Annotated in this window: 11 protein-coding genes; 6 read left to right on the forward strand and 5 right to left on the reverse strand. The window is 42.9% G+C overall.

Annotated features, from left to right (window positions below; translation table 11 throughout):
- Positions 1–31 precede the first annotated feature (31 nt).
- The 5 genes from MORIYA_RS15335 to tldD are packed head-to-tail and all read left to right on the forward strand — an operon-like array spanning position 32 to position 8,350.
- Positions 32–649 carry a Maf family protein gene (locus tag MORIYA_RS15335; RefSeq protein WP_112716508.1) on the forward strand — a complete coding sequence of 206 codons (618 nt, stop codon included), beginning with the start codon at positions 32–34 and terminating at the stop codon, positions 647–649.
- A 16-nt stretch (positions 650–665) separates the two neighbouring features.
- On the forward strand, positions 666–2,141 hold the full coding sequence (rng, locus tag MORIYA_RS15340; protein ID WP_197713393.1) for a ribonuclease G: 1,476 nt from the start codon (positions 666–668) through the stop codon (positions 2,139–2,141).
- 1 nt (position 2,142) lies between these two features.
- Complete coding sequence (locus MORIYA_RS15345) at positions 2,143–6,027, forward strand: YhdP family protein (protein ID WP_112716510.1); 3,885 nt, start codon at positions 2,143–2,145, stop codon at positions 6,025–6,027.
- Positions 6,027–6,893: a carbon-nitrogen hydrolase family protein gene (locus MORIYA_RS15350; protein WP_112716512.1), complete on the forward strand. Its 867-nt coding sequence runs from the start codon at positions 6,027–6,029 to the stop codon at positions 6,891–6,893. The genes MORIYA_RS15345 and MORIYA_RS15350 overlap by 1 nt, the downstream gene beginning before the upstream one ends.
- Before the next feature lie 8 nt (positions 6,894–6,901).
- The gene (gene tldD / locus MORIYA_RS15355) at positions 6,902–8,350 is read left to right on the forward strand and encodes a metalloprotease TldD (RefSeq protein WP_112716514.1); all 1,449 of its coding nucleotides are present in this window, start codon (positions 6,902–6,904) and stop codon (positions 8,348–8,350) included.
- Positions 8,351–8,455: 105 nt separating this feature from the next.
- On the opposite strand, the gene yjgA is transcribed toward tldD, so the two are convergent.
- On the reverse strand, positions 8,456–9,007 hold the full coding sequence (gene yjgA / locus MORIYA_RS15360) for a ribosome biogenesis factor YjgA (protein ID WP_112716516.1): 552 nt from the start codon (positions 9,005–9,007) through the stop codon (positions 8,456–8,458).
- 125 nt (positions 9,008–9,132) lie between these two features.
- Between yjgA and pmbA the strand changes: the two genes are divergently transcribed.
- Positions 9,133–10,473, forward strand: coding sequence for a metalloprotease PmbA (pmbA, locus tag MORIYA_RS15365; RefSeq protein ID WP_112716518.1), 1,341 nt, complete (start codon positions 9,133–9,135; stop codon positions 10,471–10,473).
- A 103-nt stretch (positions 10,474–10,576) separates the two neighbouring features.
- Here the strand turns inward: pmbA and mgtE are convergent, their stop codons facing one another.
- The 4 genes from mgtE to MORIYA_RS15385 all read right to left on the reverse strand — a co-directional run bounded on the left by mgtE (position 10,577) and on the right by MORIYA_RS15385 (position 14,980).
- On the reverse strand, positions 10,577–11,935 hold the full coding sequence (mgtE, locus tag MORIYA_RS15370) for a magnesium transporter (RefSeq protein WP_112716520.1): 1,359 nt from the start codon (positions 11,933–11,935) through the stop codon (positions 10,577–10,579).
- 147 nt (positions 11,936–12,082) lie between these two features.
- Positions 12,083–12,946: an RNase adapter RapZ gene (rapZ, locus tag MORIYA_RS15375; RefSeq protein WP_112716522.1), complete on the reverse strand. Its 864-nt coding sequence runs from the start codon at positions 12,944–12,946 to the stop codon at positions 12,083–12,085.
- 200 nt (positions 12,947–13,146) lie between these two features.
- Complete coding sequence (gene hpf, locus MORIYA_RS15380; RefSeq protein WP_112716524.1) at positions 13,147–13,434, reverse strand: ribosome hibernation promoting factor; 288 nt, start codon at positions 13,432–13,434, stop codon at positions 13,147–13,149.
- Positions 13,435–13,465: 31 nt separating this feature from the next.
- Positions 13,466–14,980 carry an RNA polymerase factor sigma-54 gene (locus MORIYA_RS15385; protein ID WP_112716526.1) on the reverse strand — a complete coding sequence of 505 codons (1,515 nt, stop codon included), beginning with the start codon at positions 14,978–14,980 and terminating at the stop codon, positions 13,466–13,468.
- Position 14,981: the final 1 nt, after the last annotated feature.

Here is a 14,981-nt window from a genome sequence, read left to right on the forward strand (position 1 = left end):
AAGATAGCTTAATCGTGCAGAAGATAATAAGATGAAACAGATAAACATGTACTTAGCGTCACAGTCGCCACGTCGCCGTGAGTTATTAACCCAAATTGGCGTTGAATTCTCGGTATTATCCGTTGAGGTAGAAGAGCAACAGCAAGTGGGCGAGCTAGCACCTGATTATGTGTCACGCCTCGCTCGGGATAAAGCGCAAGCCGGTGTTGCTGCGCTAATCAAATTGAACGCCACACAGGTTAGTATGAATACAGCCGCTGACAACTTGGTGTTAGGTGCTGACACCATCGTCGTCTATGCCGGACAAGTATTAGAAAAACCGGTTGATGAAGCAGATTCAATTCGGATGTTAAGTTTATTATCAGGTCATGAGCATGAAGTGATGACCGCCGTTGCGCTCGCTGATAATACCCGTTGCTGGGTTGAACTCGTCACCACTCAAGTACAGTTTAGAGAAATATCACGCCCTGAAATGCATGATTATTGGCGTACTGGTGAACCCAGCGATAAAGCCGGTAGTTATGCAATTCAAGGTTTTGCAGGTAAGTTTGTTCGTCATCTGAGCGGCAGTTATAGCGCCGTTGTCGGCTTACCATTAATGCAAACTGAGCAATTAATTCAAGCCTTTAAGGCAGAACAAAATAAGTAATGAAGGGCTAAATAATATGGGTATAACGACAGAGTTATTAGTAAATGTTACCCCGAGCGAAACGCGTGTTGCCTTGATTGAAAATGGCATATTACAAGAAATACATGTAGAGCGAGAAGCGAAACGTGGCATCGTGGGTAATATCTATAAAGGTAAAGTAAGTCGGGTATTACCAGGTATGCAAGCGGCATTTATTGATATTGGTCTAGATAAAGCGGCATTCTTACATGCATCGGATATTGTCCCGCATACCGAGTGCGTTGCCGCGGGTGAAAAAAAACATTTTAAAGTCGCGGATATTTCTCAGCTGGTGCGTCAAGGCCAGGATATCACCGTACAAGTGGTGAAAGATCCGATGGGCACGAAAGGTGCACGGCTCACTACAGATATTACCCTGCCTTCGCGTTATTTAGTATTTATGCCGGGCAGTTCCCATGTGGGTGTATCACAGCGCATTGAATGCGAAGAAGAGCGTAGCCGCTTAAAAGGTATCACCGAAGCCCAACTCGATGAACTGGGTGGTTATATTATTCGCACGGCCGCGGATGGGGTGGGTGACAAAGAAATTGAACAAGATATCGCTTACTTAAAACGTTTATGGAGTAAAGTACTACAGCGTAAAAGGAGTAATCCAAGTGCGAGTATGTTGTATCAAGATCCGTCATTAGCATTTCGCATTATTCGTGATTTTGTGGGTTCGCCAATGGATAAGATCAGGGTCGACTCTCGTCTTGCTTATACGGAATTATGTGAATTCACGGAATCTTATGTGCCTGAATTAGTCAGCGCCTTAGAACTCTATACGGGTGAGCGTCCGATCTTTGAAATGTACGATGTCGAAAATGAATCTCAGCGTGCCTTAGAGCGAAAAGTAACTTTAAAGTCAGGTGGTTATTTAATTATTGATCAGACTGAAGCCATGACCACGATTGATATTAATACGGGTGCTTTTGTTGGACATCGTAATCTTGAAGATACTATTTTTAATACCAATGTGGAATCAACCCAAGCGATAGCGCGACAGCTGAGATTACGTAATCTGGGTGGGATCATCATCATCGATTTTATTGACATGCAAAGTGCTGAGCATCGCCGTCGGGTGATGGAATGTTTAGAGACGGCATTAAGCCATGATCGCGCTAAAACTAATACTCATGATTTCTCGGCACTGGGGTTAGTTGAAATGACCCGTAAACGTACCCGTGAATCATTAGAACATGTGTTATGTTCTGATTGTCCAACGTGTGATGGCCGCGGTTCGGTGAAAACGGTGGAAACGGTATGTTATGAGATTTTCCGTGAAGTAACCCGTGTTAATCGTGCTTACGATGCGGACCAGTTTAACGTCTATGCGTCAGTCGCCGTTGCTGAGTATATTGAAAAAGAAGAATCGCATAGTATTGCTGAATTGGAATTATTCATGGGTAAGCAGGTGAAGATCAAAGCTGAACCTCTGTACTTACAAGAGCAGTTTGATGTGGTAATGATGTAACGTGGCAGGGAAACAAAATTGGCTAAGAAGATGTGGTAAAATATGCTTTTATACTTTTGCCTGCTTAGCGGTTTTTTCTGCGGTTGCGATTAGTCTGCTACGGGCGAGTTTACCCTACCTGAATCAATATCATGATCGGGTAATTGATTGGTTGGTGGCAGATCAATCGGTGAGTATTGAAATACAAAGTATTGATGCGGGCTGGTATAAATTCGGCCCGGTATTAATTATAAATACCTTAGACGTTAAGTTTGATGACTTATTGCCGTATGATTTTGACGTCGAACGTATCAAGATCAGTATTGATTTTTGGAACAGTGTATTCGCACGAAAACTGCTGGTCGATAATCTGATCTTAGATGGCGTGCAGATAAAATTACCCATTTCTCTGTTTCAAGATGCTGACGAAAAAGCCCCTAAACTAGCCTCACCCGAATTAACCCGTCTTCTGGATGTATTTTTCCGTCAACTTACGCATTTCGAGTTAACCAATAGTAATCTACGGATATTAACCCCTGCGGGTGAAGAAAAGATCATTCATATTCCAGAGTTTGCTTGGTTAAATCAAGGCAATCGTCATCGAGGCGAAGGTTGGGCATACATTGATGATAACAATTTACGCATCATGGTCGATGTGACCAGTGCCAAAAATGATTTAACCAATGTCAGTGGTCAGATTTATGTGCAAGCCGAGAACATGAGTTTATCCAGTTGGTTTGAAAAAGTATTGTTTAAACGAGAAGGCTTAAAACAAGGCGCATTAAGTTTTGAAAGTTGGATTGAGATTGTTAACAATAAACCGACATCGGCATTATTAAAGTTACAACCTTCAGCATTTAGTTGGACAAGTGCTAATCGCCAACAAAACCTGAGTATATTGGGGGGAGAGCTGGAATGGCAGTTAACGGATGCGGGTTGGCAATTGGATAGCCGTGATTTAGCGCTAGTGACTAATGGTATTGTCTGGCCTCAGCTTGATTTGCAACTCAGGCAGCAAGGTAATGAATTGTTTGTTTTTGTTAATCAAGTTGAGTTGTCTAAGTTGGCGCCGATTGTGGCCTTGTCACGTTATGTTGATGAAGCTTTATTTCATGATCTTAAAACGTTAAATCCACATGGCCTAGTGCGTGACATTAAAGTTAAGATCCCAATGCAAGATTGGACTCAGTTGCGTTATCAGTTACAAGTGGAAGATCTGCAGTTACACAGTTGGCAGGGTTTTCCGGGTATCGAAAATGTCGATATTGCGGTGATGGGTAACTTACATAGCGGCAAGGTCAGTATTGCTATGCAGGATACAGTATTAGATCTAACACAATACTTAGACCATGATATTCGGGTTAATCAGTTTTCCGCGGATCTGACTTGGCAGCGCTATGGGGATACTGATTTAGCTGGGACATTTAGCCGTTCTGGTGTTGAAATTATCGCCGATAAGGTATTCGTTGATACCCCAGAATTGGTCTTCGATAGTCAATTTTTATTAGATATCCCGGCCAATGCCGCGCCGTTTCTCAGCCTTGCTGGCGAGTTAACATTACGTGATGCCAGTAAAGTACATTACTACTACCCAACGGCGTATATGGGGGAAACACTCATTGATTACCTTCGCGGTGCTTTTAAACAAGGGCATGCGGATAATGGCCAATTATTATGGTTTGGTGAGTTTGCCAATTATCCTTATTCTCAAGGTGATGGCATATTTCAGACGCGTTTAAATGTCGTTGATGCTGAGTTTAAATTTGATCCACAATGGCCCAGCTTAACCGAATTACAGTTAGCATTATTATTTCACAATGACGATTTATTTATGTCGTCCCGCAAAGGTAACTTGGGGCCGCTAGCCTTATCGCGAGTGGATGTACAGTTACCAAACTTAAGTGACGTCAAAGCGCTTGGTATTCAGGTGCAGTTTAAAACGACCGGCAAGCAAGCCAAAGCGCTTATTGATTTAAGTCCGTTACCTGAAGTTACGGCGGTATTGAACAGCCTGCAAGTTAGTGGTGATATAACCGGCACAGTCGATCTGGTTATTCCATTCACTGACGATGACCAAGTCACAGTCACAGGGGAAATAGACTTGGTCGATGACAGTATTTACTTTCCCGCATTAGCATTAACCTTGACGAATGTGCAGGGGCGCTTCAAATTTGCTGATGATGGCCTGTTATCCAGCCCATTCACCGCAAAATTGCTCGGTGAACCGCTTGATATTAGCTTTAGCACCGTGCAGAACAATAATGATTATCAAGTGAATGTTGAACTGGCTGGGCGTTGGTCTAGTGACAAGGTGATGGCCCAGTTCATGCCTGCATACCAGCAATACGTGTCTGGTGATGTGAACTGGCAAGGCACATTAAATATGCGTTTTCCTGAGCAAGGCTTTAATTATGAATTTGATGTGCAAAGTGATTTAACTCAGGTTGAACTCGATTTGCCGTTGCCGTTGGCTAAATTGGCTAGTCATAATTGGCCAACCAATATCTCTGTGGTGGGTAATGATAAACAAGCCCATATCCAGTTAAATAGCAGTGATCTTTTGTATTTTTCTGGGCAAGTTAATTACGCCGATGATAATTTAGCCCTGATCCAATCGTTAGTACAAATTGGTAATGTTGACAAACTGCTGAGCAGCGATGCCGCTAATGCCATCGTGGTTAATGTGGATAATATTGATATCGCCGAGTGGCAATTATGGTATAGCGGTCTACCGGATAGTAAATTTGATGTGAGTAGCGCGGTAGAGCCTTTATCCTCAATTAAAGTCGTGGTAGCAAATACGACTTACTATCAACAGCCCTTGGATGATTTAACGATAACGGCAACCAAAGGTTATCGTAACTGGGGTATTGAGCTTAAAGCCAGTGAGTTTAATGGTTCGGTGGTTATTCCGGATATCGGTAATATCAATATCGACTTTGATTATCTCTATTTACCTGATCTGGTGTTGCCGTCCGGTGTCATTGATGATGCCGCGCAAGAAGCCAAAGCCACAACCCTCGTCTGGCAAGATTTCCCCGGTTTCAACTTCAATTGTGGTGCCTGTATTCTGGGCAAAGTTAATTTAGGTCGTACATCCGTAGAAGTGACTAAGAACGCGTCTGGATTGACACTTAAAGCACTTGATATTGATATGGAACATTCAACGGTGGCGATGACCGGGCGCTGGTTTACTGATGAGCAAGGCAAGCAAGCAACGCAATTGCGAGGTGAATTAAAAACCAAGAGTATCGAAGAATTTATGACGGGGTTAGGGCTAATTAGTCCGTTAGCAAAGACGCCAGCAGAGGTCGACTTTCGTTTAGCTTGGCAAGACCAGCCCTTCGATGTTGATGTCGAATCACTGCAGGGTAACGCGACGATAACAACCCAAGCAGGGCGGATCACGAATGTCAGTGACAAAGGCACCCGCTTCTTAAGTGTGCTGAGTTTACAGTCATTGGTGAAGCGATTAAGTTTAGACTTTAGTGATGTGTTTAATGATGGCTTTCCGTATTCATCAATGCAGGCCTCGCTACTGATTGCCGATGGTGCGATTAATAATAAAGATTTTTTACTTAATTCCAGTAGCGGTAAAATTACGGGTAGCGGCTATGTTGATTTAGTGACGGATACCATCAATTATAATTTAAGTTTCTTTCCAGATGTGACCGCGAGTTTACCACTATTGACTGCGTTTGCGGTAACGCCGACCACAGCATTGGCTGTTTTTGCACTGTCGAAATTACTCGAGCCAGTGGTCGAAGTGATCACTGAACTTAAATTTAACGTCAGCGGTGATCTTGATAATCCGGTATTTACCGAAGTAAAACGTAATCAACAAGCGATTACGGTGCCTGATAAACTGATTAATGCTGCAGGGACGAAAAGAACGGGGAATAAATAATGCAATTAGTGGCGATACAGATGACCTCGGGTGCTGATATTGCAGCAAATTTAGCGTATGTGGCCTCGCAATTGGCATTGATTAATACTCAGGTTGCCCCGACCTTGATATTATTACCGGAGAACTTTGCCTTATTTTCCCATCGTGATGATTATTTCACCCATGCTGAGCCATTAGGTGAAGGGCCGGTACAACAGCAACTTGCCAACTGGGCTAAGCAGTATCAATGTTGGCTGGTTGCGGGTTCTTTCCCTATTCTTAGTAATATAGATGATCGTATTTATACCACCAGTTTAGCATTTGACCCCAATGGGGAATTGGTGCAACATTACAATAAGATCCACTTATTTGATGCGCATGTGCCAACCGTATCCGCGAGTGATAGCCAAGTTAACACCGGATCAACGACACAAGTATACAAAGAGTCAGATAGCTTTATTGCCGGTGATCGGGTTGCGACCTTTACTGCCGGTGATATTAAATTTGGTATGGCGATCTGTTATGACTTACGGTTTCCAGAATTATTTCGGGTACTCAGTGCGGCGAACGTGGATGTTTTATTATTACCAGCCGCATTTACTTATACGACAGGTAAAGCGCACTGGTTACCTTTGTTACAAGCCCGGGCAATAGAAAATCAATGCTATGTGTTAGCGGCGAACCAGGTGGGTGATCACGGCCATAACCGTCATACTTGGGGCCACTCTGTTATCTTAGATCCTTGGGGCGACATTCTGGCTCAGCAAACGTCGGCATGCGGCATTAGCTGTGCGCGATTAGACAAACATAAGTTAGTACAAATACGTACTGATATACCGATTTTACAACACGCGCGCTTTACGGCGAGCTTGAAAAATAAAGAGTAACAACTCAGATGAGATTTGAACAAGTCGAAAATTCAATTTTACTGCCTGCGGATCTAAACTTAGATAAGCTGCAGAGTACATTATCATTATTGATGGGTAATCAACTTGATTATGGTGATCTTTATTTCCAAGCTTGCAAACATGAGTCTTGGGGATTAGAAGACGGTATCGTCAAAGAAGGTTCGTTTAACATCGAGAAAGGTGTCGGCGTGCGTGCAGTATCGGGCGAAAAAACTGGTTTTGCTTATTCTGATGAGATTAGTTTAAACGCCTTAACGCAGTCTGCCAAAGCGGCACGTGGTATTGCGGCAAGCGGTGGTCAAGGTAAAGTTAAAGCGTGGAGCAAACCACAAGGTAGTGAAATCTATCAGCCACTCGATCCATTAACGAGTATGGATAGACAGCGTAAAATTGACTTATTACATGAAATGGATGTGTACGCGCGTTCATTAGACACGCACGTCACACAAGTGAGCGTGAGCTTATCTGCGGTATACGAAGAGATATTGGTCGCAGCAACAGATGGCACTCTGGCGGCGGATATTCGCCCATTAGTACGCATGAACTGTTCGGTGTTAATTGAAAAGAATGGCAAGCGTGAACGGGGTGGTGCGGGTGGCGGAGGCCGTTATGGTTTTGATTACTTCTTAGATGACGTGGATGGTCTGCAGCGTGCATTTAGCTATGCCAAAGATGCAGTGCGTCAAGCGTTAGTCAATATTGATGCTATTGATGCACCTGCTGGCCCTATGCCTGTGGTACTTGGCGCTGGTTGGCCTGGGGTATTATTACATGAAGCGGTGGGGCATGGTCTAGAAGGTGACTTTAACCGTAAAGGTACCTCGGCTTACGCAGGTAAAATTGGCGAAAAAGTGGCGTCTTCACTGTGTACTATTGTGGATAATGGCACATTAGCCAACCGTCGAGGATCATTAAATATCGATGATGAAGGTACGGTAACACAAAATACCATGCTGATTGAAAAAGGTATTTTGAAAGGTTACATGCAAGATAAGCTTAATGCACGTTTAATGGGGGTGGAGTCTACGGGTAATGGTCGTCGTGAATCATTTGCGCACTTACCGATGCCGCGTATGACGAATACCTACATGTTAGCTGGTGAGCATACCCCAGAAGAGATCATTAGCACGGTTGAGAAGGGCATTTATGCCCCTAACTTTGGTGGTGGTCAAGTTGATATTACTTCGGGTAAATTTGTATTCTCTGCATCTGAAGCATATTTAATTGAAAATGGTAAAATTACCACACCAATTAAAGGAGCAACCTTGATCGGTAATGGTCATGAAGCCATGCAGCACATCTCAATGGTTGGTAACGACCTAGAATTAGATAAAGGTGTGGGTATCTGTGGCAAAGAAGGTCAGAGTATCCCGGTAGGTGTTGGTCAACCGACATTGAAAATCGATAGCATGACGGTGGGTGGCACTGGTCGCTAATTTGAGTGGATAAAAATAAAGCCCTAGCAAGTCGATAAATGACTGGCTAGGGCTTTATTGTTGGTACTGGTTAAACATTAATTATGCCGAAATGGCAGATTAATATTATATACCGGCAATCTCGCGGAGGTGTTTAAAGATCTCTTTGCTTGGTTTTACAGCTTTAAGCGGCTTTTCAGCTTTAAGTTCTTTATTCACTTGGCGGATCCATTGACGTAGTTTCTGACGATCAGCATTTGGATATGTTTCTAATAATGCAGTGATCGCGGTATCACCACCGGCAATCAATTCATCACGAACCATCTCTAATTTTTTTAACTCAATAGTTGCTTGGTTGTGTTTATTGGTGATCTTATCGTATGCCATTTGGATCGGTTCGAGACCATCGCTACGCATGATCTTGCTCATGTGCGATAGATGTCTACTGTAAGCATCTGTACGTAATGCAATTTTTCTTGCGGTCACAATTGCTGCGAGTAAGTGCTCAGAAAAACCCATTTTGGCAATTTCTGCTTTACTGAGTAAAGAGATCGCGCCAGCGAGTTTCAGTGTCTTGGCAATTTCAATTTTATTTTCTGCACGACTTTGATATAGCTCGTCGTCTTCAGCTCGTCGGTAAGACTTTTCGCTGGTAATATTCCGTTCTTTTACGCTCATAATATTCTTTTTCAAAACGATTGATATGTTAATTGTATCAGTTTATTGCTAATTGCGCAGTTGCTGCAGGAATTTTTATCGCAACATGGTATGCTTAATCTAGTATAACTTATTGAAACGAGCCCATGAACTTAAAACAGCAAATTACTTTAGAACAAAATAAATTGGAATTAGCCGTTACTCAAGCACTCGATATCGCCAAAAAGGCGGGCGCGAGTGCTGCAGAGGTAGCTATTTCGCGACAAACGGGTTTGTCTGTAAGTACACGCATGGGTGAAGTTGAAAATGTTGAATTCAACCATGATGGCGCGTTAGGTATCTGTGTATACCGCGGTCAACGTAAAGGTAATGCATCAACCTCAGATTTAAGTGAGGCGGCAATTAAAAGCACAGTCGCCGCCGCGTTAGATATCGCCTTATATACTGCTGAAGATGAATTTGCTGGTTTAGCTGACTTTGAGCTGATGGCGTTTGCACCGGAAGATTTAGACTTATGTCATCCGATTAAGATCGAACCTGAGTATGCTATAGAACAAGCTTGCCTGACTGAGCGTTTAGCCTTAGCGAAAGACTCACGCATCGTCAACAGTGAAGGCTCTTTTACCAGCCACAGCAGCATTAAAGTTTACGGCAACAGTCATGGCTTAATTAATGGTTATGCCAGTACCCGTCACAGCATGAGTTCGGTATTGATTGCAGAACAAGACGGCGTAATGGAACGTGATTACGGCTACTCAATGGCGCGTGACGAAAGTAAATTGTGGACGCCAGAACAAATTGCTACCGAAGCTGTTAATCGTACTGTAGACCGTTTAGGCGCGCGTAAGATTGATACTTGTAATGTCCCGGTGATTTTTCATCACGATGTTGCCAGTAGCTTAATGGGTCAACTGGTGATGGGCATCAGTGGTGGTAGCTTATACCGTAAATCATCCTTCTTGCTCGATAAGCTGGGTGAACAGATTTTCCCAGAATGGTTGAACATTCAAGAACGTCCGCACATTAAAGGTGGTTTAGCCTCATCAATGTATGATGCTGAAGGTGTGCGTACTAAAGATTTAGATGTGGTAGAACAAGGTATTTTAAAAAGCTACCTATTAACCAGTTACAGTGGTCGTAAATTAGGGATGCAAACAACCGGTCATGCTGGTGGTATTCATAACTGGAACGTCACCGGCAAAGGCGAAACATTAGACCAACTGTGTCGCCAAATGGGCACCGGCTTGTTAGTGACTGAACTGATGGGGCAGGGCGTTAATATTGTTACCGGTGATTACAGCCGTGGCGCGTCAGGTTTCTGGGTCGAAAATGGTGAGTTACAGTATCCTGTGCATGAAATTACCATCGCGGGTAACTTAACGGACATGTTCAAAAACCTCGTTGCTGTCGGTAACGACGTGGATATTCGCAGTAGTATTCTCATGGGCTCGACACTATTAGAGTCAATGCAGATTGCGGGTAATTAACATTCCCTCGATTTACATGAAAAAGCCTGGGTCATGATGACACAGGCTTTTTACGTTATGGGCTATTAACTTTATTTTTTGCTCTCTACCTTGGTTAAAAAGGTTAACCGTAGACCAGTGTGGCCATGCCTAAGAAGGAAAATAGACCAACCACATCGGTCACGGTGGTGAGCGCCATACCACCGGCTAGTGCCGGATCGATATTGTATTTTTTCATCACCAATGGAATGACCACGCCGGCCAATCCACCCATTGACATATTAATAAACATTGCCCCACCAATGATCAGGCCTAGCGATGGATCGCCCTTCCATAATGAGACTATGATGGCGATGGATATTGCCCAGATAGCGCCATTAAGCACGCCCACCATGGCTTCTTTACCGATTAACCAACGGCTATTGTCGTCACTAATATGACCGACCGCCATACCACGAATAACCAGTGCGAGGGTTTGATTACCAGCAATACCACCCATACTCGGTACAATGGTCATTAAAATGGCCAGTGTCGCGAGTTGTTCTAAAGTCGCTTCAAACATGTTCGAGACGGAGGCGGCAGTTAGTGCGGCAATTAAATTAACCCCCAGCCAAAGTGTGCGGCGTTTGGTACTTTGTAGCACGGGTGCGAAGGTATCTTCATCATCATCCATACCAGCCAGACCCATCATGTCATGCTCGGCATTTTCGCGGATAATATCAACCACGTCATCAATAGTGATACGACCAAGTAGTTTACCTGTGTCATCAGTTACCGGCGCTGAGATCCAGTCATGGCGCTCGAACAGTTTAGCGACTTCCGAGGTATCCATATTGGCCGATAATGTTTCTGCCTGGCGATCCATAATGCTGTTGATGACACTGTTTGGATCTGTGGTTAATAGCATAGATAAAGGCACATCACCGATCAAAAGATCATCTTTATCCACCACATATAAGGTATCAGTGGCTTCGGGTAATTCACCGCGTAAGCGTATGTAACGTAAGATCACATCGACGGTTACGTCTGGACGTAAGGTGATGGTATCGGTATTCATGATACTGCCAGCGGTGTCTTCTGGATACGCCATCGCGGTTTCTAAACGATGTCGATCTTGGGTATCCATTTGGGTAATAACTTCTTGGTAGATACTGTCTGGCAGGCTACGCAGCACATTGGCTAAATCATCAGTATCCAAGCCTTCTGTCGCCGCGACTAAGGATTCGGTATCCATGAGTTTGAGGATACTGGTTTTAGCATCTTCATTGAGTTCATCGAGGATCTCACCTTGCATATCAGAGTCGGTTAATCGCCACAAGACTTTACGACCTGTTGGTGGTGATGATTCGAGTAATAAGGCGATATCACAAGGGGGTGTTTGGTAGAGCATTCGCTTCACGTGAACAAACATACCACTCTCGAGTGCTTCATTCATTTCACTTAAACGTAGGTGTGTACTTTCATGCTCCATCTGTTCTGGCATATGTCGTCCCCATTCTTATTATTCGGCTGCAAGACCTTGCTCGTTGATGCTGTGCAATTCTAGCTTAATCGGTATCTATAATCAGCATTAACAATAAATTATAATAATGAACTGTATTGATTGTTAATGCCATGGCTAAGTGAATACTTAGCTAATTTTATGTTTGTTTTTTTCTAACGTTTGGTGACGAGTCTGTACCACGTAATCTTGCTGTTTAAAGTATTTCGCTAATTTCTCTGCAATGAATACCGAACGATGTTGGCCGCCAGTACAACCAATAGCAACAGTAACATAGCTGCGATTATTTTTTTCCAGCAGCGGTAACCAGGTCGTTAATAGATTTTCAATTTGCAGCGCAAAGCTGATCACTTCCGGTTGTTGACTGAGGTAGTTAATGACCGGTTCATCAAGCCCTGTGTAAGGTTTTAATTCTGGGATCCAATGTGGATTTGGTAAAAAGCGTACGTCGAATACATAGTCTGCATCCATTGGTAAGCCATGTTTAAAACCAAATGATTGGAAGACTAAGACCAGTTGGTTTTTTTTCTTGCCTAAAATACGTTCTTTGATTTGTTCACTGAGTTCATGAATATTAAGCTCAGAGGTATCTATTTTCAGATCTGCAAGTAAGGCTAAAGGACGTAAGCGCTGTTGTTCCATTTCAATTGCTTGCGAGAGTGACAAGTCGTCTTTTGTTAATGGATGCAGGCGACGTGTTTCACTGTAGCGTTTAATAAGGACAGATTGGTTAGTATCCAGAAATAAACTGGTTAGTTCAGTACTGGCTTTTAGCTCCGCTATAATATCGTTTAATTCTTGTTTTTCTTTCGGTAAATTACGTACATCAATACTGACTGCTACTTGTTCAGTTTTGGAATTTAAGGTTTGCAGTAGTTGTGGGAGTAATGTCACTGGCAGGTTGTCTACGCAATAGTAGCCTAAATCTTCAAGTACCCGTAATGCAATTGATTTACCGGATCCGGACTGGCCGCTGACTATTATTAACTTCATTTTTTGTCCTCACATCTGCGCAGCGAATATATCGAGGACAGAGTAAAAGTTAGCTGGCTAATTTTTACTCTGTCCTCGATATAAAATATGTGCTCATTATCCCGCAATTGATTTGGATATGATATGTTTTAATTATGTCAGGAACATGAATACCTAAAGGAAAAGGGTTTTTCCTTTAGGTTATTTGTTGTGGACTAAAATTAATGGCGAATTAATTTTTCTTTATGCTTAATCACTTGGCGGTCGAGCTTATCCAGTAAGCCATCAATTGCAGCATACATGTCGTTATGTTCATGTACGGCAAAGATTTCACCCCCATTTAGATGTATTTTTGCTTCTGCGATTTGCAGTAATTTTTCGACATTTAAGATCACATGAATATTGTTAATGTGCTCAAAATGCCGCTCTAATTTGGAAAACTTGCTATCAATGTAATCTTTCAGTGAATCTGTAATGTCTACATGTCTACCGGTTAAATTAATTTGCATATATGTCTCCCTTATGAAGGTAGGGTGAGTGCTATAAAAGACTCTTGCGCTGATTAGATGGTGGTATGCTCAGTGCTTCTCGGTATTTTGCGATCGTACGTCGAGCCACCTTGATACCTTGAGCAGCAAGTAAATCAGCAATCTTGCTATCACTTAGTGGTTTCATGGCATTTTCTGCCGCCACCAACTTTTTAATTAATGCCCGAATCGCGGTGGATGAACATTCACCGCCATTGTCCGTACTGACGTGACTTGAAAAGAAGAACTTAAGTTCAAAAATACCACGTGGTGTATGCATAAATTTCTGCGTTGTTACCCGCGAAATTGTCGACTCGTGCATTTCGACTTCTTCTGCAATATCATTCAGTACCATAGGTTTCATGGCTTCATCGCCATATTCAAAGAAATCTACTTGGCGTTGAACAATACTCTTTGTTACTTTTAATAATGTCTCATTACGGCTTTCTAGGCTTTTAATAAACCATTTTGCTTCTTGCACATGAGCGCGAATAAACTGCCCATCGCTACTATTACGCTTACCAGTCGACAGATGAGAATATTCAGTGTTCACTCTTAATCTTGGCACAATGTCAGGATTTAAGTCGACTATCCACTGGTTATTTTTTTTCTTGACTAATACATCGGGAATAACATACTGCCCTTCCGACTGATCAATCACATTACCTGGTCTTGGTTCCAAGCTCTGAATTAATTGCATGATCTCTTTAAGTTGTGGTTCTTTTAATTTTGTTTTACGACTTAATTGACGGTAGTCGCGATTGCCCAATAAATCCATATGGGATTGAATTATTTGTTGGCATTCTGATAACCAAGGGGTATTTTTAGGCAAATGTCGAAGTTGGATCAATAAACATTCTTGTAGTGAGCGGGCTGCTACACCGATAGGATCAAAATGTTGAATACGTTTTAATACCGCTTCGACTTCATCTAATTCCAGTTGATCTTCGTTATTATCATCGTGTTCTTGGTGGCCGAGAACCACGCTGTGCAGGATCTCTTCGCAGCTTTGATTGAGATAACCATGATCATCGATGCCGTCAATAATAGCGACGGCAATGGCGCGATCGATATCAGTAAATGGGGTTAATTCCATTTGCCACATAAGATGTTCGTATAAACCTTCGCTGGTTGCACCTTGGTAAACCTGATCAAGTCCATCAATACCGGCACTGCCGCCGCTGTGATTTTGTATTTGTGGGGTATAGACGTCATCCCAATTACTGTCAGTAGGCAGTTCATCAGGGATGGAATCACTGGCGAGGGCATCACTGACTTCGATTTGGCTGCTATCGGTAATCGCGTCATTATTATCCGCGTTATCCGCGTTGTGTGCGTCACTACTTTCTGCATCATTTGACGGCGTGGTGTTGGGATCTTCTTGTTCCAGTAGCGGATTACTGTCTAACGCTTCTTGGATCTCTAACTGTAACTCCAAGGTCGATAATTGTAATAATCGAATAGCTTGTTGTAACTGTGGCGTCATTGCCAGAGTTTGACTCATACGAAGTTGTAATGATGGCTTCATC

Source organism: Moritella yayanosii (assembly GCF_900465055.1).
GTDB classification, from domain to species: domain Bacteria; phylum Pseudomonadota; class Gammaproteobacteria; order Enterobacterales; family Moritellaceae; genus Moritella; species Moritella yayanosii.

Bases quoted from the DNA above. Each gene is read 5' to 3' on its own strand.
- MORIYA_RS15335 (WP_112716508.1), top strand. From the start codon at position 32: ATGAAACAGATAAACATGTACTTAGCGTCACAGTCGCCACGTCGCCGT.
- rng (WP_197713393.1), top strand. From the start codon at position 666: ATGGGTATAACGACAGAGTTATTAGTAAATGTTACCCCGAGCGAAACG.
- MORIYA_RS15350 (WP_112716512.1), top strand. From the start codon at position 6,027: ATGCAATTAGTGGCGATACAGATGACCTCGGGTGCTGATATTGCAGCA.
- tldD (WP_112716514.1), top strand. From the start codon at position 6,902: ATGAGATTTGAACAAGTCGAAAATTCAATTTTACTGCCTGCGGATCTA.
- yjgA (WP_112716516.1), bottom strand. From the start codon at position 9,007: ATGAGCGTAAAAGAACGGAATATTACCAGCGAAAAGTCTTACCGACGA.
- pmbA (WP_112716518.1), top strand. From the start codon at position 9,133: ATGAACTTAAAACAGCAAATTACTTTAGAACAAAATAAATTGGAATTA.
- mgtE (WP_112716520.1), bottom strand. From the start codon at position 11,935: ATGCCAGAACAGATGGAGCATGAAAGTACACACCTACGTTTAAGTGAA.
- rapZ (WP_112716522.1), bottom strand. From the start codon at position 12,946: ATGAAGTTAATAATAGTCAGCGGCCAGTCCGGATCCGGTAAATCAATT.
- hpf (WP_112716524.1), bottom strand. From the start codon at position 13,434: ATGCAAATTAATTTAACCGGTAGACATGTAGACATTACAGATTCACTG.
- MORIYA_RS15385 (WP_112716526.1), bottom strand. From the start codon at position 14,980: ATGAAGCCATCATTACAACTTCGTATGAGTCAAACTCTGGCAATGACG.